Raw genomic sequence first — 19,779 nt, 5'->3', positions numbered from 1 at the left:
TCCAGGAGTATGCGCCGTGTTTCAGGTAAATCAGTATTTTGACGGTAAGGTCGCTTCTATCGCTTTTCAGCAGCCCGAAGGCAGCGCCACCGTTGGCGTTATGGCTCCAGGTGAATACGAGTTTGGTACCAGCCAACTGGAAATCATGCACGTCATCAACGGCGCTTTGGTCGTTAAGCTGCCAGACAGCGACACCTGGACTACCTACGCTGCCGGCGAGCAGTTTACGGTTGCCGCCAACAGCCGTTTCAACCTCAAAGTTGAGCGCGATACTGCGTATTTGTGCGAGTACCGCTAAGCGCTAATTAGGGCTGTCTTCGGTCAGCCCTTTGCCATACTGATCGATGAATATTTGCGGCATCCGCTTCGGACGCCCAGTCGTCAACTCGATACACACAAAGGTAGTACGTGCACGCAACAGCGTCACGCCATCAGCCTTGCGGCATAGCTGGAAATGGCGCGTCATGCGTAGTTTTTTGTCCCAGTGAACGATCCAGGTTGCCATCACCAGCTCATCGCCTTCGTAGCCAGCAGCCAGGTAGTCGATCTCATGGCGTAACACCGCCATGGCACGATTCAGCTCCCGATACTGCTCAAACCCCAGACCCAGCGATTGGGAGTGCTCCCAGGCGCAGCGCTCCAGCCAGCTGACATACACCGTATTGTTGGCATGTCCCAGCTCGTCGATATGCTCGGCACCGACCAGAATATCCACCGTGTGTGGGTTTTGTAGATCCCAGTTCAAAAGCACGTCTCCTCAGCTGTTACTTTGGTATGGCTGTATTGGCCTGACTACCTTGACCGAATCACCTTGGTTGGATGTTCGATGGTACTACAAAGACACAGCCAAACATCCAGCGACGTAGGCAAGATAAGGCAATCTGGCTTAGGCTGGGGGCTCACTCACAGGTACACAGGGAAGCCATGTTCAAACATCTGAATTTTCCCATTTTGGTGATCAATCCCGCCATCGGCCTGCATAACGTGGCGGGCACCCAGCTCGATGCGTTGTTCAAGGCGCTCGACGGCGAAGGGTTTGAGGTGCTGGGCGCCGAATCACTCGATGAAGGGCGGCTGATTGCCGAAGCGCATCGCGGGCTGTCTTGCATTCTTTTCACGCCAGATGCCGAGGTATCACTGCACGAGGTTGAAGCCCTGTTTAGCGCAGCCCATAGCCGCTCGCCGGAGTTGCCTATCATGGCGCTCAGCACGCGCCAGTCGATAGCGCCCGAACTGCTGGCACAACTACGTGAATTGCACCAGATACGCGGCATCATCTATTTGTTTGAAGATACATTGCCGTTTATCGCCGGCCAGATTGCCCGCACCGCGCGCAGCTACCTGAACCAACTACTACCCCCCTTTTTCAAAGCGCTACTCGATTACACCGCAAGCTCCAGCTACTCCTGGCACTCGCCCGGCCACGGTGGCGGAGTCGCGTTTCGTAAGAGCCCGGTTGGACGTGCTTTCCATGATTTTTTTGGTGAAAACACGCTGCGCTCGGACTTATCGGTCTCTGTGCCGGGGCTAGGCTCGTTGCTCGATCACACCGGCCCGGTGGCCGAAGCCGAAGCCAATACAGCACGCACCTTTGGCGCTGATCACAGTTTTTACGTAGTTAACGGGACTTCTACTTCAAACAAAATTATCTGGCACGCGTACGTCACACGAGACGATCTGGTACTTGTCGATCGCAACTGCCACAAATCTATTCTTCACGCCATCATCATGACCGGCGCTATCCCTATTTACCTCAGCGGTTCGCGCAATGATTACGGCATCATCGGGCCAATCGGTCGCGAAGCATTTGCGCCAGCAGCGCTACAACAGTTGATCGATGAGCATCCGCTGCTCGACGGCAGCAAGCGGCAGATTAAGCTGGCAGTGCTGACCAACTCCACCTACGACGGTCTCTGCTACAACACCGAGATGATCAAGGATCAGTTACAAGATAGCGTCGATGTGCTGCATTTTGATGAAGCCTGGTACGGTTACGCCGCCTTTCATCCCTTCTACCACGGGCGTCACGGTATGAGTGAAAAGGTGGCAGCACCGCGTGCCAAGCACCCGCTGGTGTTCGCCACCCAGTCACCTCATAAGGTTCTGGCAGCGCTGTCGCAAGCTTCAATCATTCTCGCCAAAGACAGTGCCGAGCAGCAGCTGGACCGCGAGCGCTTCAACGAAGCCTACATGATGCATACCTCAACATCGCCGCACTACGGCATCATCGCCTCAATCGACGTCGCCACCGGCATGATGGCTGGCCCGGCGGGTAAATCGCTGGTACAGGAAACGCTCGACGAGGCGTTATCGTTCCGCCGCGCCATGCAGCAGACTGCCGAACAATTGGCCGAGGAGGAATGGTGGTTTGATGTCTGGGAGCCGGAAGTCGCATTGGCACAACCAGAACTGAAGGCCAGTGACTGGACACTGGATGACCATGCCGAATGGCATGGCTTCGGGCATATGAGCAATGACTTTGCCATGCTCGATCCAATCAAAGTCAGCCTGCTCACACCTGGCGTAGAAGAAAAGGGACGGCTGGCCAAAAGTGGCATTCCCGCCGCTCTGGTTACCCGCTTTCTGGCCGAACGCGGCTTAGTGGTCGAAAAGACCGGCCTCTACTCCTTTCTTATTCTATTTTCGCTGGGCATCACCAAGGGCAAATGGAGCACGCTGCTGTCCGAGCTGCGTGAGTTTAAGCGCTTGTATGATCAGGACGCGCCACTGGAGCTCACCTTGCCCAGCTTGGCGCAGCACCCGCGCTATCAAGGCCTCGGCTTGCGTACCCTGGGGGAGAGACTGCATCAATGCTACAAGAAGCACAGCCTGATTAAGCTGATGCGGCAAATGTACACCACTCTGCCGCAAATCAGCCTGCGCCCCGCCGACGCGTACCAGCAGATGGTGCGTGGAGAAGTCGAGTCCGTACCGGTCAGCGCACTGGCCGGGCGCCTGAGCGCGGTAATGCTGGTGCCCTACCCACCTGGCATTCCAGTGATCATGCCGGGCGAACGCTTTCCGCATGACAACAACAGCATTGTCGATTATCTAGCCGCCGCGATTGAGCTGGAGGAGCAGTTTCCCGGCTTTGCCAACGATATTCATGGCCTGCGTATGGAGAGGTTTGAAGGCCAGCTGAATTGGCGCGTGGATTGTTTGGTGGAGACGCCTTAAACCGCGTCATTGAGACAGGTCGGATCGGCAGCAAGCTGCAACCGATCCGACCTGACCAAACGCAATGACATGACCTTACTCAGCTACGCGGCCGGCCAGTTGCTGATATGCCATTGTGCCCCACAGCGGCACCGTTGAGAGGCTGTGTTTAAAGCTGCCTGAAGTCTCTTTGGTGGAGTACGAGAGGTACATCAAGGTCTGATTCTCAGAGTCAAAGATGCGCCGCACTTTCATCGTTTTGAAAAACACACTTTTGGATTTTCTGAAGACTATTTCGCCGGAATCGCTCTTATCAATCTGCGCGATCATGTCGGGCGTTATCTCACCCGTTTGGCGGCAAGAAATAGCGCTATCACTGGGATCAGAAAAACTAAGATTGGCTTCAACTGAGGCGATATGACAGGTGACGCCCGTCACAACCGGATCAACCAAGGTGTTGAGCTTGATGTCCTTCAGAGTGAAAACACCTAAAGACACATCGCCCACTTCATTATCAGAGCAGCCTGCAAGCAGGGTAACTACGCCTACGGCCGCGAGTAATTTCTTCATTTATCACCCCAGTTTTTACATTAATAAAAGAACGTAGCCAATTGAATTAAATCATTTTAAAAAGCAGTGCTCAGTTCCGATAACGTTATCGATAAGACCCTTACATGCAGCATTTGTTAGTTAGTCGGCCTGCATCTTAAAACAAAAAAGCTGTGCTCCGATCTCCGGAGCACAGCTTTGAGTGAAGCCAGCCGAGCTTACATGCTTAGCGCCATGCTCACACCCGCCATGCTGATCAGCGCACCCAGAATCTGGACCGCACGCTGCCAGTGACGCGCCTGCAGCCACTGGCCACCGACCAAACCCATGCCATGCAGCGCGGCAGTAGCCACCGCAAAACCCAAGGCGTAGGCCGCAGCACCGGCTGCGGCAGGCATCTCTGCTCCGTGCGCATAACCGTGGAACAACGCGAAGCCGCTGACCAGCAGCGCGGCAGGCAGAGTAGCGCCGCTGCGGGCAAAAATCAGCAACATACCCAGAACGATGACCGAGGCAACAATCCCCAACTCAACGCCCGGCAGATGCACACCAGCCATCGCCAAACCACCGCCCGCAAGCATAACGCCAACAAATAGCAGCGGCAGCAACCAGCGAGCCATACCACCCAGTTTGGCAGCGCACAGCCCTACGGCAACCATTGCCAGCAAGTGATCCAGGCCAAGCAACGGATGACTTAGGCCACTGACCAGCCCTGAGGTGTCATGGCCTGGATGTGCTTGCGCCAGTGAAGGCACCAGAACCAAACCGACAAACAATGCGAGATTATTGCGAAGTGAAGACATGTCAGGCTCCTTGCTGAGTTTTGTCAGTGTCTGGCAGGGCTTTAAGCATGCCCTGCCGAACGATGAATTCAATGATGTCTTCCACACCCTGACCACTTTTCAGGTTGGAGAAAACGAACGGCCGCTCGCCACGCATCTTCTTGGCATCGCGGTCCATAACCCCTAAATCAGCCCCTACTAAAGGCGCCAGATCGGTTTTATTGATGATGAGCAGGTCGGAGCGAGTGATACCCGGCCCGCCCTTGCGTGGAATCTTGTCACCAGCAGAGACGTCAATTACATAGAGCGTGAGATCAGAGAGTTCCGGGCTAAAAGTTGCGGCCAGGTTGTCGCCGCCGCTTTCCACAAATACCAGCTCCATCTCGGGATGCGCTTGTTGTAGTTCAGCAATAGCCGCCAGATTCATCGATGCATCTTCGCGGATTGCCGTATGCGGGCAGCCACCAGTTTCCACCCCCAGAATGCGATCTTCCGGCAAGGCGTCATGGCGCAGCAGGAAGTCGGCGTCTTCACGGGTGTAAATATCGTTGGTAATCACGCCCAGGTTGTAATGCGGATACAGGCGCTCGCAAAGAATACGTACCAAAGCAGTCTTGCCGGACCCAACCGGTCCGCCGATGCCTACGCGCAAAGCAGGTCTGGAAGTCATGGGGTTATAGCTCCTTATGATCGAAACAATCGGGTGTATTGGTTTTCATGCCGGGCGCTGGCAAAGGCCAACCCTGGCAAGCCGGCGCCGAGCTCATCACCGGGGAGCTCGCGTGCTATTTCAACAACAGCAGGCAAGCTCGGCAAAATACGGTCAAGCAGACGCTGGGCATCGGTTTGCCCCAGCGGTATCAATTTGGTGGCTGCGCCAACCTGGTTTTCCAGCCAACTCCAGAGTGCTCCCAGCGCCAGCGCGTGCGCGCCGGTATGCCAGTGCTGGCCCGCCATGGCCAGGCCGGTCATCAGCGCCAAGGGTTCGCCAGTTGGCCACTCTTGCGCCGCAGGCACGCCGAGCGAGCACATCAGCCTTAACAAAGCGCCGCCTTGCTGGCTGTCTTCGAGATACAACTCAGCCGTCTCGCGGTTGGCCAACAGCCAGTCATTCCAGGAAAACAGCGCACCATCGTCGGCACGCTCCAGCGCATCGTACTGACGCAGCAGCACGGGCAGGTCCAGGCGCGCCAAGGAATGCTCAAGCAAGCCGCCTAGCCAACCGGCAGCACTGTCGATATCCGTTACCCAGCCCTGCTCGATGGCGTATTCAAGCCCTTGCGAGTAGGCATAACCACCAATCGGCAACGCCGGGCTAGCCAGCTGTAGCACGCGCAGCAGCGCCAGGTCAGTCATCACTCTGGCTTCAACCACGATCATGCCCTGCCAGGCGCAGGAAAGGGGCTGCCGGTGTAGCAACACTGTGACTGTGGTTGTGATAAGCACCAGACTCAGGGTTAAAGGGTGCAGTCACCTCTTCTACTTCCAGGCCAAAGCCGCGCAGCATGGCGTCCAGCACGTGATCACAGAGATAGCGCAGCTCGCCCGTACGCACCTCCAATGCCACATGGCGATTGCCCATGTGGTAGGCCGCACGCGCCAGCAGCAACGCATCGTCGCACTGCACGCGGGAGAGCTTTTCCGGCGCAGCGCTGATCATCAGCACGCTGCCGTCGCTGCATTGCAATCGCTCGCCCTGCGCCAGCACACGGCCACGTGGCAAAAACAGGCCGACATCCAGCCCCGCTTCGGTAACGGCACGCAGGCGGCTGCGGGTGCGCAGCTCGTAGGTCAGTTCAAGCACATGCTCGTGACCACCCTCGCCCTCCAGCCATTCATGACATTCCAGCATTCAGTCCTCCTGAAACAGTTCGAATCCAAATCAAAAAAGGTAGTAACGCTGGGCCAACGGCAGCTCGGTTGCTGGCTCGCACAGCAGCTCGACGCCGTCCGCCTTAACCACATAGGTCTGCGGATCAACGCTGATATCGGGCAGATAATCATTGAGTTTCATATCGGCTTTGCTGATGGTGCGGGTATTACGCACTGCTTCCAGCCGACGGCTCAGGCCTAGCTTGTCGGCAATCCCGGCGTCGATGGCAGCCTTGGAGACAAAGGTCACACAAGTGGTATCCATCCCCTTACCAAAAGCACCAAACATCGGCCGGTAATGCACGGGCTGAGGTGTCGGGATCGAAGCATTGGGGTCACCCATGGGCGCCGCAGCAATCGAGCCACCTTTGAGAATAAGGCTGGGTTTGGTGCCAAAGAAAGCCGGTTTCCACAGCACCAGGTCGGCCAGCTTGCCAACCTCTACTGAGCCCACTACATCCGACAGCCCCATGGTGATAGCCGGATTGATGGTGTACTTGGCGATATAACGCTTGGCCCGCGTGTTGTCGGACCATTCATCATCACCCTCCAACGGGCCACGCTGCACTTTCATCTTGTGCGCGGTCTGCCATGTACGCGTGACCACCTCACCCACGCGGCCCATGGCCTGCGAATCAGACGAGATCATGCAGAAGGCACCGAGGTCATGCAGGATGTCTTCAGCGGCAATGGTTTCGCGGCGAATACGCGAGTCAGCAAATGCCACGTCTTCCGCGATGGCCGGATCAAGGTGGTGGCAGACCATCAGCATGTCGAGATGCTCGTCCACCGTATTGACCGTGTAGGGCCGCGTTGGGTTGGTCGACGATGGCAGTACATTGGGCTCGCCGCAGGCCTTGATAATATCCGGCGCGTGGCCGCCACCGGCACCTTCGGTGTGGTAGGTATGAATCACCCGGCCCTTGATGGCCGCCAGCGTATCTTCCACAAAACCCGACTCGTTCAGGGTGTCGGTATGAATCGCGACTTGCACATCGTAGGCGTCTGCCACGCTCAGGCAGCAGTCAATCGCTGCAGGCGTGGTACCCCAGTCTTCGTGCAGCTTGAGGCCCATCGCGCCGGCTTCAATCTGCTCTTCCAACGCATCCGGCAGACTCGCGTTGCCCTTTCCAAGAAAGCCGAGGTTCATCGGGAAGCATTCAGCGGATTGCAGCATTTTGCCGAGGTGCCAGGCACCCGGCGTGCAGGTAGTGGCATTGGTGCCGGTCGCCGGGCCGGTGCCACCGCCAATCATGGTGGTAATCCCCGACATCAGCGCCTCTTCGATCTGCTGAGGGCAGATAAAGTGGATGTGCGCATCAATGCCGCCAGCGGTAAGAATCATGCCCTCACCAGCAATAATCTCGGTGCAAGGTCCGATGATGATATCGACACCCGGCTGAATGTCTGGGTTACCGGCCTTGCCGATCGCTTGGATGTTGCCATCCTTGAGCGCGACATCCGCCTTGATAACGCCCGACCAGTCGAGGATCAGCGCATTGGTGATCACGGTATCCGGGGTTTCTGCACGGGTGCGCTGGCTCTGCCCCATGCCGTCGCGGATGACTTTGCCGCCGCCAAACTTCACTTCTTCGCCGTAGCGTGTCATGTCCTTTTCGACGCTGATCCAGAGTTCGGTATCACCCAGGCGTACCCTGTCGCCGGTGGTTGGGCCATACATTTCGGCGTAGGCCTGTCTGCTGATTTCCATTGTTCGCTCCTGTCAAAACTCGCTATCAGAGACTGCCCATGACGTCGCCACGGAAGCCATACACCTTGCGCTCGCCAGCCAAGGCAACCAGTTCTACTTTGCGACTCTGCCCCGGCTCAAAGCGCACCGCCGTTCCGGCTGCAATATTCAAACGAAAGCCGCGCGCGACAGCACGGTCAAACTGCAGCGCTGGGTTAGTTTCAGCAAAGTGATAATGCGAGCCGACCTGCACTGGCCGGTCACCGCCATTAGCGACACTGATCACGACGGTTTCGCGCCCTTCGTTAAGCTGCAATGAACCCGGCTGGGTCTGCACTTCTCCTGGAATCATATTGGCTCTCCTCAGGGAATCGGGTTATGAACAGTGACCAGCTTGGTGCCGTCCGGGAAGGTTGCTTCTACTTGCACTTCGGCCAGCAGTTCCGGAATACCAGACATCACCTGCTCGCGGGTCAGCAGCGTGCGGCCGTAGCTCATCATTTCCGCCACACTGCGGCCGTCACGGGCGCCTTCCATAATGGCGGCGCTGATGTAGGCCATGGATTCGGGGTAATTCAGTTTCACCCCACGCGCCAGACGACGCTCGGCCAGCAGGGCTGCGGTAAACAGCAAAAGTTTATCTTTCTCGCGCGGGGTCAGCTCCATGAAACGGGCTCCATTCAGGTATTCCAGATACGGGGTGGGCAGGCATCACGGCCGTTGATCAACGGTCGAAGGTGCTGCCACAAACGAATAAAAGTATTACGTGCATGTTCGGCCTCAGCGCCGATATAACGGCCAATCAACAAGCCATTGCGCTGGGTCAATGCCAGCTGGGGATAATCGGCAAAAGTCTCACGCAGCTCATCCATCTGCTGACGACCCAGCTGCAGTGTAGCCAACCAAGTGCCACTCACGCCGGCGCCAGCCAAACCCCAGTGGGCGTCCAGCAGCGGATCGCCACCGACAAAATGATTACGTTCAATATAGATCGGGCGACCATCGCGCCACACATCAAGCCGCTGCTCTACCGAGCCGTAGCTGAAGCGCTCGTCCGCTGCGGGGCGGCCGAGGCAGAGCAAATCCCAAGCGCAACAACGGGCGTCCTCGCCGAGATCAATACGGGTGATCAGCTTGGCGTTACAGCCAGCAAAGGCGATAGTGTCCTGCGGCAAATACTCCAGACTGCTGCCAGCAGCGAGAGTAAAGCGGTTGTGCTGCACCTGAAAAGTGCCGTTGTCGCGGGCGCGGTAACATTTACCTGAGGACGGCGTGGTCAGCAGCGCATTGGCGCCCTCTCCCACATCAGCCTGCAATCGCAGCGTATCGCCACTCACCAGCCCACCGGGGGGGTGCAGAATGTAAAGATGCGGGCAATCTGCACCTTCAGGGTAAAAAGGCCGCTGTATGCGTAACGGTCCACGATGGCTCATGTGCGCCAACTGGGTGCGTTCTCCACTACGGGAGAAACCCAGGCTCAGCCCAGCCTGCCAGTTGAGCGGGCTGTCGTGTTGTTCAAGGTGCCAGGCTACGGTCATATCCTACGGGTTTCCAACCATGCGATTAGCCAATTACAGAGCAAGTGCCATGCCACCAAGCCGTGCTGACTTTTCGCGGCGTGCCCGACAACAGAACACGGCCTTGCGCACCAAAATGGATCACTGACCATTTGGACAGCATTTCAGCGCACCGATATCGGGCATAATTTGAAACCTATTGGCGGTTGTAACCAGCCCCCGATCTGGTAACGTCAGCTGACCAGCGTCCTGCTGGGCAAACATTTTAGTAACCCCAAAATAGTTTTAATTAGACTCTAATCAAGGAGTAATGCCGCTCGCCATGAACAAATCACCTGCCATCGTAATGACACGTCTGGATGTACAGCGCCTGGAGAAGGTGCTCGACAACATGCAGGCGCCACTGGACCTGCTCGAAGCGCTTGAAGATGAAGTGCTGCGCGCCCGTGTGGTCAGCCACAAACGCATTGCTAGCGATGTGGTTACAATGAATTCCACAGTGCGATTTACCGATGAGGCCAGCGAGCGGGAGTTCGTGCTGACACTGGTCTACCCCGAGCAGGCGGGTCGGCCGGGCACCATCTCCATTCTAGCGCCGGTGGGTATTGCCCTGCTGGGTTTGAAAGTAGGCCAGAGCATCAATTGGCAGGGGCCGCAGGGCCGCCCGTTAAAGCTAAAAATCATGGATATTGTGTATCAGCCGGAAGCCAGTGGTGACTATCACCTCTAGGCAAAATAGCGCTCGCGGCCGTCTGCGAGCGCTGCTTGCAGAATGAGTTATTTGCTGGGGTCAGGGCTATCGTGTCCTAACTCCAGACTTGCACGATCAGTCCACTCTTCACCCAATTCCGCTTTAACTGACACTCCCAACTCTTTGAAATCATTAACTTGCTTAACAAGGTTCGCGCGCCCGCCTAACAGCTGGTCCTTGGCTTTTTTATAAGCATCCGAGGCCTTGTCGAGGCTTTTCTCGATGTTATCCATACTACCCAGGAAGGTACGCAGCTTGTCGTGAATCTTGCTTGCACGTTCAGCCAGTTCAGCCGTATGGCGATTCTGATCTTCAAAGCGCCAGAGCTGACGCACTATGTTAAGACTAGTCAGCAGCGTGGTTGGTGTGGCGACGAGTACGTTCTGCTCGATGGCTTTCTGAAACAGGGTTTCATCTGCCTTGAGTGCCTCAACAAAAGCCGACTCGATCGGGATGAACATGAACACCATCTCCGGTGCATTCAGACCCGGCAAATCAAAATAGTTGCGATCCGACAGCTCACGAATACGCTGGCCAATGGCGTGTACATGCTCGCTCAAGGCTATGCGCCGCTCGGTATCGTCTTCACTGTTGATATACCGCGTATAGGCATTCAACGACACCTTGGCATCGATGATCAGGTGTTTGTCTTGCGGCAGGTAAACCAGCACGTCTGGCCGCTGGCGCTGCCCTTCGCTATTGGTCATGCTGACTTCCCGCTTGAAGTCTACGCCCGCACGCAAGCCGGAGCGCTCCAGCACGTTCTCCAGAATCAGCTCGCCCCAGTTTCCTTGAGTCTTTTTCTGGCCGCGCAGAGCTGTACTCAGATCATGCGCTTCTTGAGTGATCTGGCGGTTAAGTTCTTTGAGGTTATTCAGTTCTGCAGCCAAGGTCGCCTGCTGCTGAGTATCCTTGTGGTGAATGTCTTCCACCTTGCTGCGAAACTGGTCGATCTGCTCACGGAAGGGTTTGAGCAGCGCGTCCAGCGATTGCTGGTTCTGCAGAGAGAAGGCTTGGCCCTTAGCGTCGAATATCTTGCCGGCCAACTGCTCAAATTCCATTTTCAGCTGATCACGGCTGTCTTTAAGCAGTTGCTGCTGCTCGCTGAAATGCTGTTGCCGATGCTCGAGGCTGCTTTGCAGGGTGGAATGTTCAACCTTTAACTGCTCATGCTCGTGTTGCAGCGCATCCAAACGCACGCGCAGCTGATCGCGTTCACCACGCAGGTCGTCCACCTGCCTGCCTTGCTCGCGGCTCAGCGTCTGCGCACGCTCAGCTTGCAACTGCCATTCCTGGCCCTGACTTTGCGCGCTACTCAAGCGCTCTGCTTGCTGCAGTTGCTGCTGACGCGACTCCTGCTGAGTTTCCTGCAGATGCTCGATCCGTGCATACAATCCACTGTGCTGTGCGTTTTGCTGGTGCAGCTCTAGTTGTGCTTCCTGCAGTTGCTCACGCAAAACATCCTGCTGCTGTTGTGCCTGCTCCAATGCATTGCGCAGTGCAGTCTGACGTCGCAGCAGCAGCGTGGCGGTCAGCGCCCAACCGACCAACAGGGCGAGACCGATAATAGGATAAAGATTAGGTAGGTCAGACAGGGGCATGCACTTCTCCGTTTAAGCTCGGCATATTATCCACGCCCCGCCACCGCAATGAAAACGCTGTGAGATAAATGGGCTGGCGATCAGCGATGGCCAGTCCGCTGTTACTTACTACGCAACGAACCCAAAATCCCCCGCACGATAGCCCGGCCTGCCTGCGTGCCCACCGAACGCATGGCGCTGCGACCAAAGGAGCTAAACATCTCACTCAGCTCCTGCCCAACCGACTTGCCACCACCGGAACGCTTTCGTGCCTTGCTCTGCGGTTTGACCGTCGGCTTCTCGGCTGAGAGTGACTTATCCGCTCGCTCCTGCAACACCTCATAGGCCGATTCGCGATCCACTGCCTGATCGTAGGCGCCAGCTAGCGGCGACGCCTTGATCAGCTCGGCGCGCTCAGTCTCATTGATCGGCCCCATTTGGCTATCCGGCGGGCGAATCAGCACCTGCTGCACAATGCTCGGCGTGCCTTTGGCATCCAGCACCGACACCAAGGCCTCACCCACACCCAGCGCCATAATTACGCTTTCTGTGTCCAGTTCAGGGTTGGCACGGAAGGTTTGTGCAGCCGCCCTTACCGCTTTCTGATCGCGCGGGGTAAAGGCACGCAGCGCGTGCTGCACGCGGTTACCGAGCTGCCCCAAAATGCTATCGGGAATATCCAGCGGGCTCTGGGTTACAAAGTAAACGCCTACGCCCTTAGAGCGAATCAACCGCACCACCTGCTCGATGCGATCGACCAGCGCTTTGGGGGTGTCGGTGAACATCAAATGCGCTTCATCAAAGAACAGTACAAAGCGCGGCTTATCGGCATCGCCCACTTCGGGCAGTTGCTCGAACAGCTCTGACAACAGCCACAACAGAATGCAGGAATAGGCCAGGGGGCTTTCCTGATACAGCTGTGCGGCGTGCAACACATTAACCACGCCCTGGCCGTTCTCATCAGTTTGCAGAAAGTCATCCAGGCTAATGGCCGGCTCACCAAATAATTTCTCGCCGCCCTGCCCGTCCAGCCGCAGCAACGAGCGCTGGATGGCGCCCAGGCTGGCGGCCGAGACATTGCCGTATTTGGCGCCGAGCGCCGAGCGTTGTTCGTGCAGATAGATCAGCATGGAACGCAGGTCTTTCAAATCCAACAATAACCAACCGTTGTCATCCGCCACCCGAAACAGAATGTCGATGATGCCGCTCTGGGTTTCGTTGAGATTGAGTAACCGCGACAACAATACCGGTCCCAGCTCAGCAATGGTGAGCCTGAGCGGATGGCCCTGCTCGCCAAACACATCCCAGAATACCGTAGGCGCACCGCATAAAGTCATGGGTCCCAAGCCTACTTTATCGGCCCGCTTCTGCAGTTTTTCACCCGCCTTACCCGCCTTGGCGATCCCGGAAAAGTCACCCTTGATATCCGGCACCAACACCGGCACACCCATTTGCGAGAAGCTCTGCGCCAGCACTTGCAGGGTAATGGTCTTACCGGTGCCCGTAGCCCCGGCAATCAGGCCGTGTCGATTGGCCATGCTGGGCTCAATGGCCAGGCTGGTCACTCCATTGCCGCCAATCAGCAGTGGCGGTACGTGCAAATCTGGCATTAGCCATCTCTCCTTGGGTTGCCTTGAAAGCCGCGGGTTGGGCTAAAGCATTATGGTCGGCCACACACCCCTTGCAAGCACCTCATCTGAGCCTCCCCCCCATTAGGGGGGTATAGCAGGCAAGAGCACAGACATAGAGTCGAGCAATGTGAGTACTGCCAGCGCCAGCGCTGAGTAGCACCACTTGCCAGGGATTATTAATAACAACAAGCGCCCGGCGCGAGGAACGTGATGACAAACATAACAAGAAATACCTTAAAAGGTACGCTCAAACCGCTGGTTATTGCGGTGGCCATGGCCTCGGCACTGCCGGCCCATGCAGTGCGTTTTGATCTGGGAGAGGTGCAAGGCCAGTTCGATTCGCAAATGTCCATCGGCGCTAGCTGGGGTACCAGTGACATCGACGATGATCTGGTCTGGGCGGGTAACGGTGGTAACGCCAATGCCGGCAACTCCGACGACAACCGTCTGAACTTCGACAAGGGTGAAACCTTCTCAAAGATCTTCAAGGGCATTCACGACCTATCATTGCAATACGGAGACACCGGCGTATTCCTGCGCGGCAAATACTGGTACGACTTCGAACTGAAGGACGAACATCGCAACCTGTACGACATCAGCGACGATAACCGTAAGGTGGGTTCCCAATCCTCCGGCGTTCAGTTGCTCGACGCCTTTCTCTACCATAACTACAGCATCGGCGATAAACCCGGCTCGGTGCGGGTCGGTAAGCAGGTAGTGAGCTGGGGCGAAAGCACCTTTATCCAGAACGGCATCAATGCCATCAACCCGATTGACGTTGCTGCATTTCGCCGTCCGGGTGCGGAAATCAAAGAAGGCCTGATTCCGGTCAACATGCTTTTCCTGTCCCAAAGTCTGACCGAAAACCTGGGCATGGAGATGTTCTATCAGCTGGAATGGGACCAAACCGTACTGGATAACTGCGGTACCTTCTTCTCTTTCACCGATACCGTGGCTGATGGCTGTGATTACGTCGGTGTTCAGGGCAGCCAGAATGGCGCTGACGGCAGTCCCGTATTTGCCTATGTGCCGCGCGGACCAGATCGTGATGCACGTGATGACGGCCAGTTCGGCGTATCTTTCCGCTATTACGCAGAAAGCCTGAACCAGACCGAGTTCGGCGCTTACGCGATGAATTATCACAGCCGCAACCCGGTCTACAGCACCAGTTTGAATGCAGTCGGCGCGCCAGCGGGCCTGCACAGCGTACCGGTATCTCAGTTACCCGCAGTGGTCGCCGGCTCTTCCTACTTTATCGAGTATCCAGAAGACATCCGCCTGTACGGGGTGAGCTTCCAGACCAACCTGGGTACCACCGCGGTATCCGGTGAGGTCAGCTACCGTCCCAACCAACCTTTGCAGATCAACAGTAACGATCTGACCGGCGCAGTACTGGGTGTACCCAACCCGGCTGTGGCAGAAATCGGCGCTGATGGCGATCTGCATGGCTACAAGCGGCTGCCAGTAACCCAGGCGCAAGTGACCGTCATCAATTTCATCGACAACGTGTTGGGCGCTGAACGGCTGACGCTGGTGGGGGAAGCGGGTTACAACTACATCAGTGGCATTGATACCGGTCCTGGCGAGCTTCGTTACGGGCGTGATTCAGTCTACGGCTCCGGCGAACTAACCACGCCCGGAGTTTGTGAAGCGGGCGCAGTCAATCCATCTGAGTGCAACGATGATGGGTTCTACACTGACAACTCTTGGGGTTATCGCCTCGTCGCCGCTCTGGACTACAACGGCTTTGCCGGTATCGCTCTTAAACCCGCTTTCGCCTTCTCCCATGACGTTGACGGCTATGGCCCCAACTTCAACGAAGGCGCAATGGCTGCCAACCTCGGTCTAACCGCGGTATACAACAACAAATACAACGCGAGCATCAACTACACCAATTTCTTCGGTGGCGATTACAACGCCAACACCGACCGGGATTTTGCTGCAGTTAGCGTTGGCGTGAACTTCTGATCACAACGGAGAACTCCATGACCTCAATAAAAAAACTAAAACTCCAGACGATCGGCGTACTGGCTCTCAGCAGCCTGGCGCTGTCGGTATCGGCAGCGGTGACGCCGGAAAAGGCAGCCACTCTGCAAACTACTTTGACCCCTATTGGCGCCGAGCGCGCCGGCAATGCCAGCGGCACCATTCCTGAATGGACCGGTGGTATGGCGCGCGACGCGGCAGCGGTAGATAGCGACGGTTTTTATGGCGACCCCTTTGCCGGTGAGCAACCGCAGTACGAGGTAACTGCTGCCAACATGGATCAGTACAAGGACATGCTGACCGACGGCCAAAAAGCCATGCTTCAGCGTTATCCTGATACCTATAAACTGCGCGTATTCCAGACTCGCCGCACCGCCACAGTACCGCAGGAGGTATTTGATGCAGTCGCGCGTAACGCGGTTAATACCAATCTGGCCTCGGGTGGCAACGGACTGGAAAACTTTGATACTGCCTACCCTTTCCCAATCCCCCAAAGCGGTGTTGAAGTCATTTGGAACCACATCACCCGTTACCGTGGCGGTAGCTTCACGCGCACCATCGCCCAAGCCACACCACAGGCGAACGGCTCCAACACCTACGTCGTGCTGCAGGATGCGTTTAGCTTTGCCACCGCATTGAGCGACTACGGCCCGAAGATCTCCGACAACTTGATGTTCTACTTTACCCAGCGGGTACTCTCGCCTTCTCGTTTGGCCGGTGACGTATTGCTGGTACACGAGAACATCGACCAGGTTAAAGAACCCCGTGCAGCATGGCTGTATAACGCCGGCCAGCGTCGCGTACGTCGCGCGCCTCAGGTTGCCTATGACGGCCCAGCATTGAGCGCAGACGGTACTCGCGTCTCAGATAACTACGACCTCTATAACGGCTCTCCGGATCGCTACGAATGGAAACTGGTAGGCAAACGCGAACTGCTGATTCCGTATAACAACTTCGCCATTGCATCACGTGACGTCAAGTACGACGACATCATCCAGAAGGGTCACATCAACCAGGACATGGTTCGTTACGAGGCACACCGGGTTTGGGAAGTGGAGGCGACTCTGCGCGAAGGCCAGCGCCACATCTATGCCAAGCGTCACTTCTTCATTGACGAAGATAACTGGCAAGCTGGCGAAATCGACCATTACGATGGCCGTGGCGGTCTCTGGCGGGTGGCCGAAGCAGTTGCTCTGCAACGCTTCGACAAACAGGTACCGGGTTACGCTATCGAAACCCTATACGACCTGCAGAACGGTCGCTATATGGCACTGGGCATGACTAACGAGGAACGTAAAAACTACGACTTTAGCTTTACCGCGTCTTCAGCGGACTTCACCCCGAACGCACTGCGTGCGGCGGGTATCCGCTAACTCAGAGCACTACAAGCCCCTGTCGTTTCCGCTGCTCCGGGCGACAGGGCACCCTTTCTTTCTATGCTGCAAACGATGATTTTCAAGCGGCAAATCAACTCAAATACCCGCTCCGCGTTTGGCTTTAAGTTTAACGCTTACCCTTGCTGCAACATCACCGCCGCTTGCGCGCGACTGTCGACCTTAAGCTTGGCAAAAATACTCTTCATGTGCGACTTGATCGTCTCGGGGGTTACACTCAGATCCTTGGCGATTTGCTTGTTCGATTTACCCTCCGCCACCAACTGCATCACCTGACGCTCTTTTACGGTCAGGGCCAACAGAGCCGGGCAAACGCTGCTGGCTTCTTCGAGTACTGCACTTCGACCAAACAGAGCCGTTACTTCTGCACGCCAACCAGCCGGAATATAGTCCGAAAGCGATCCACACGCCTGCGCAACTCCGATATCACGTAGTAACGCCACTGCGCCGCTGTCGCGAATTAAGCCCAACGACTCAGTCAATATATCCTCGCCTTGCCGGTTCTTTTGCATCGCCAAATAAAAGCCCAGTGCCAGGCCAAGTTCAGCCACCATCAGCCAATATTGGCGACGGCGCAGATCAACCAGCAGAGTCTGCGCGTCGCTAACCAATTCAGCCCGCACCGCCTGCCCACTCAGCCCCAGCCATAGTTCAGCCAGTAGCGCAAACTGGTCACGATCGACCCCCCCGTCATCCAGCGTCATAGCGCGAATCTGCTGCAATTCCCGCAGACAGCCGGCGGCTTCACGCACGCGGCTATCCAACAGACATATCCTTACCCGCTCCATCAACGCCCAGGATTGCAGGCGCGGCCACTCTCGTAGTTGAGCCAGCGCCGACATCTGCTCCAGCGTGCGTCGAGCCCGTGCGCCCTGCCCTTGCTGCCACTGCAAACGGGCTGAGGTAACAAAAGCGTGAGCGATACAATCGAGAAAGCCGCCCATGTTGACGTAATCCAGGCAGCCCTGCAGATACTGCGTAGCGTGCGGGATATCCCCGCGCAGATAATGAAAGTGCGCCAATAGCGCATTCGGCAACGCCAGCAACACCGGATTGGGAGTAGCTAACCCATCCGAGAAGCTGTGATCAATACGTTCCACCAACGCCTGCAAACCATCAACCGCGCAACCGATACGCCCTTGCAGCCCCTCCGCCAGCCCTGTCAGCGACTGTCGATAACACTCATGCAAAAAATAACCTCGATTGCCATCTTGCGCATCGACAGTGGGCGGCAGTTGATAGAAATCTTCCCAGTTTGCCTCCCGCAGCAAGCTGCCACTCATCAAATTTAGCAATACATTGGTTACCCAAGGCCGAGCTTCACTAGAGCGATGGCAAGCTCTAGCTAAGGGCCCGGAACGCATATTGTGATCGGCAAGCCCCAGCAACATAGCTTGCAGCGCTTGCACCTCCCAGTAAATGGAAGAGCTTTGTCCCTTGTCGGATACACCCCAGAGTTCAGCTTCAATCTGTTTAGCCAGTTTGTGCGCAGAACCGTTTTCTAACGCCAATCCCATGGCCCAGGCACGCGCCATTTTCAATGGCAGCGGGCATTCGGTTGACTGTAGTTTCCAGCGCTGTTCGAGCACTACTAGCGTGGTGAAGTCGCCTTGCTCTACCAAGGTGGTAGCGCAATGCTCAATCCACACCTTGACCTGCCAAACCTCTCCGCTCTCCAAACCCAGCCGAATCGCATCGAGCCATAGTTTGCGCTCGGCAAACCAATGCGCAGCTTGCACCATCACTTCGCGTGCTTCGGTTTCATGTTGCCGCAAATACGCTTTTTTCAGATGATCACGAAACAGTGGATGCAGGCTGAACCAGGTCTCTTCTGGATCCAGCGCGGTAAAGAACAGTTGGCGCTGTTGCAGCATATCCAACAATTCACTGGCAGCCCGATGGCCCAACAGTCTATTTAGCAGGCCGGCACTAAACTTCTCCAGCAGACCCAAAGGATAAAGATTCTGTCGTATTGGCTCGTCCAGATGGCGAATCACATCATCAAAAAGGTTGCAGATACTGCGCGGCGTAATACGCGCAACCATATGAGCAGGCGTCAACAAGAACGCCCGCAACGCAGCAATCCAGCCCTCAGCAGACTCCTGAATGCACAAAATATCGCTGGATTGCTGCGGCTCATAGCCGGCTTTGCGCAACAGGTCTCGGGTTTCTTCCAGTTCAAAACGCAACTGGTGGCTGCCAATTTCCAGCAAATCATCGGCGTACAAATGCGTTAATAGTTCTGCTGGCAGCTCGTTGCGGCTGATAAACACCAAATGAAAATGTGACGGGGCGCGCTGCAGTAAAAAGTGCAGCCCTTCAACCAACACCACATCATCAATGCAGTGCAGATCGTCAACAAACAGCGTAATAGGCTGGTTGCTACAACTGAGCTCATTGATCAGCAGGCTCGCCAGCGTCTCGGTAGAAAAAAAGGTTAATTCGGCACGTAAACCAAGACAGGATAACCCTAAGGTCGGGTTAGCTTGATTCAACGCAGCTGCCAGATAAAACAATAGCCGCTGTGCCGAGTTATCCTCGGCATCCAGTGATAACCAAGCCACCGCGTGTGACTGCGCAAGCAACGCTTCGGCCCAGATACTGGCTAGGGTGGTTTTGCCGAATCCCGGCGGGGCTTTAAGAATGGCTAACCGACGCTCGTTGAGCAACGCGGCGTATTGCTCAAGCCGCGGTCGCGGCAAAATCCCGCGCCCACGCCGTGGCGCCGTGATCTTGGTCTTAAGAAGAAGCGGGACATCGTTGCCAGGCCCCGAAGGTGAAGCCTTGGCGGATTGCTGAACACCGAATCTTATGCTCATGAACTATCCATGCTGAACACGGATCGCTGGGCGCTGCGTGAAGTGCGCCGTT

Annotated in this window: 18 protein-coding genes; 5 read left to right on the top strand and 13 right to left on the bottom strand. The window is 56.3% G+C overall.

The features are described from left to right. Positions 1 to 16: 16 nt before the first annotated feature. Positions 17 to 298, top strand: coding sequence for a pyrimidine/purine nucleoside phosphorylase (ppnP, locus tag AC1XYH_RS06355; RefSeq protein WP_483325790.1), 282 nt, complete (start codon positions 17 to 19; stop codon positions 296 to 298). A 3-nt stretch (positions 299 to 301) separates the two neighbouring features. On the opposite strand, the gene AC1XYH_RS06350 is transcribed toward ppnP, so the two are convergent. After that, on the bottom strand, positions 302 to 745 hold the full coding sequence (locus AC1XYH_RS06350) for an acyl-CoA thioesterase (protein WP_483325789.1): 444 nt from the start codon (positions 743 to 745) through the stop codon (positions 302 to 304). 179 nt (positions 746 to 924) lie between these two features. Between AC1XYH_RS06350 and AC1XYH_RS06345 the strand changes: the two genes are divergently transcribed. Beyond that, the gene (locus AC1XYH_RS06345; RefSeq protein WP_483325788.1) at positions 925 to 3,177 is read left to right on the top strand and encodes an Orn/Lys/Arg family decarboxylase; all 2,253 of its coding nucleotides are present in this window, start codon (positions 925 to 927) and stop codon (positions 3,175 to 3,177) included. Between the two features lie 75 nt (positions 3,178 to 3,252). On the opposite strand, the gene AC1XYH_RS06340 is transcribed toward AC1XYH_RS06345, so the two are convergent. The 9 genes from AC1XYH_RS06340 to AC1XYH_RS06300 form a co-directional block, all read right to left on the bottom strand. Further along, entirely contained in the window at positions 3,253 to 3,726 is a 474-nt protein-coding gene (locus AC1XYH_RS06340) for a CreA family protein (protein WP_483325787.1), read from the bottom strand. 197 nt (positions 3,727 to 3,923) lie between these two features. Continuing rightward, positions 3,924 to 4,508, bottom strand: a complete 585-nt coding sequence (locus AC1XYH_RS06335) for a HupE/UreJ family protein (protein WP_483325786.1) — start codon at positions 4,506 to 4,508, stop codon at positions 3,924 to 3,926. Position 4,509: 1 nt separating this feature from the next. After that, on the bottom strand, positions 4,510 to 5,157 hold the full coding sequence (ureG, locus tag AC1XYH_RS06330) for an urease accessory protein UreG (protein WP_483325785.1): 648 nt from the start codon (positions 5,155 to 5,157) through the stop codon (positions 4,510 to 4,512). Between the two features lie 14 nt (positions 5,158 to 5,171). Beyond that, positions 5,172 to 5,846 (bottom strand): urease accessory protein UreF, encoded by a 675-nt coding sequence (locus AC1XYH_RS06325; RefSeq protein ID WP_483326319.1) that lies wholly within the window; start codon positions 5,844 to 5,846, stop codon positions 5,172 to 5,174. A gap of 7 nt (positions 5,847 to 5,853) precedes the next feature. After that, complete coding sequence (gene ureE / locus AC1XYH_RS06320) at positions 5,854 to 6,339, bottom strand: urease accessory protein UreE (RefSeq protein WP_483325784.1); 486 nt, start codon at positions 6,337 to 6,339, stop codon at positions 5,854 to 5,856. A 30-nt stretch (positions 6,340 to 6,369) separates the two neighbouring features. Beyond that, positions 6,370 to 8,070 carry an urease subunit alpha gene (gene ureC, locus AC1XYH_RS06315; RefSeq protein WP_483325783.1) on the bottom strand — a complete coding sequence of 567 codons (1,701 nt, stop codon included), beginning with the start codon at positions 8,068 to 8,070 and terminating at the stop codon, positions 6,370 to 6,372. 25 nt (positions 8,071 to 8,095) lie between these two features. After that, complete coding sequence (locus tag AC1XYH_RS06310) at positions 8,096 to 8,401, bottom strand: urease subunit beta (protein ID WP_483325782.1); 306 nt, start codon at positions 8,399 to 8,401, stop codon at positions 8,096 to 8,098. Between the two features lie 11 nt (positions 8,402 to 8,412). Continuing rightward, positions 8,413 to 8,715, bottom strand: a complete 303-nt coding sequence (gene ureA / locus AC1XYH_RS06305) for an urease subunit gamma (RefSeq protein ID WP_483325781.1) — start codon at positions 8,713 to 8,715, stop codon at positions 8,413 to 8,415. A gap of 14 nt (positions 8,716 to 8,729) precedes the next feature. Continuing rightward, positions 8,730 to 9,587: an urease accessory protein UreD gene (locus tag AC1XYH_RS06300; protein ID WP_483325780.1), complete on the bottom strand. Its 858-nt coding sequence runs from the start codon at positions 9,585 to 9,587 to the stop codon at positions 8,730 to 8,732. 301 nt (positions 9,588 to 9,888) lie between these two features. Between AC1XYH_RS06300 and rnk the strand changes: the two genes are divergently transcribed. Continuing rightward, a complete protein-coding gene (gene rnk, locus AC1XYH_RS06295) occupies positions 9,889 to 10,296 on the top strand; it encodes a nucleoside diphosphate kinase regulator (RefSeq protein ID WP_483325779.1) in 408 nt (135 codons plus the stop codon). Positions 10,297 to 10,343: 47 nt separating this feature from the next. On the opposite strand, the gene AC1XYH_RS06290 is transcribed toward rnk, so the two are convergent. Next, positions 10,344 to 11,918 carry a DNA recombination protein RmuC gene (locus tag AC1XYH_RS06290; RefSeq protein ID WP_483325778.1) on the bottom strand — a complete coding sequence of 525 codons (1,575 nt, stop codon included), beginning with the start codon at positions 11,916 to 11,918 and terminating at the stop codon, positions 10,344 to 10,346. A gap of 101 nt (positions 11,919 to 12,019) precedes the next feature. Next, complete coding sequence (locus AC1XYH_RS06285) at positions 12,020 to 13,507, bottom strand: helicase HerA-like domain-containing protein (protein ID WP_483325777.1); 1,488 nt, start codon at positions 13,505 to 13,507, stop codon at positions 12,020 to 12,022. 231 nt (positions 13,508 to 13,738) lie between these two features. Between AC1XYH_RS06285 and AC1XYH_RS06280 the strand changes: the two genes are divergently transcribed. Together AC1XYH_RS06280 and AC1XYH_RS06275 are read left to right on the top strand one after the other, a co-directional pair. After that, on the top strand, positions 13,739 to 15,496 hold the full coding sequence (locus AC1XYH_RS06280; RefSeq protein WP_483325776.1) for a DUF1302 domain-containing protein: 1,758 nt from the start codon (positions 13,739 to 13,741) through the stop codon (positions 15,494 to 15,496). 17 nt (positions 15,497 to 15,513) lie between these two features. Then, positions 15,514 to 16,887, top strand: coding sequence for a DUF1329 domain-containing protein (locus tag AC1XYH_RS06275; RefSeq protein ID WP_483325775.1), 1,374 nt, complete (start codon positions 15,514 to 15,516; stop codon positions 16,885 to 16,887). 137 nt (positions 16,888 to 17,024) lie between these two features. Here the strand turns inward: AC1XYH_RS06275 and AC1XYH_RS06270 are convergent, their stop codons facing one another. After that, entirely contained in the window at positions 17,025 to 19,727 is a 2,703-nt protein-coding gene (locus tag AC1XYH_RS06270) for a LuxR C-terminal-related transcriptional regulator (RefSeq protein WP_483325774.1), read from the bottom strand. Positions 19,728 to 19,779: the final 52 nt, after the last annotated feature.

This window comes from Pseudomonas sp. GW-45, assembly GCF_056896675.1.
The sequence above is the reverse complement of the archived record's forward strand: the minus strand, read 5'-3'. Positions and strand labels throughout refer to the sequence as shown.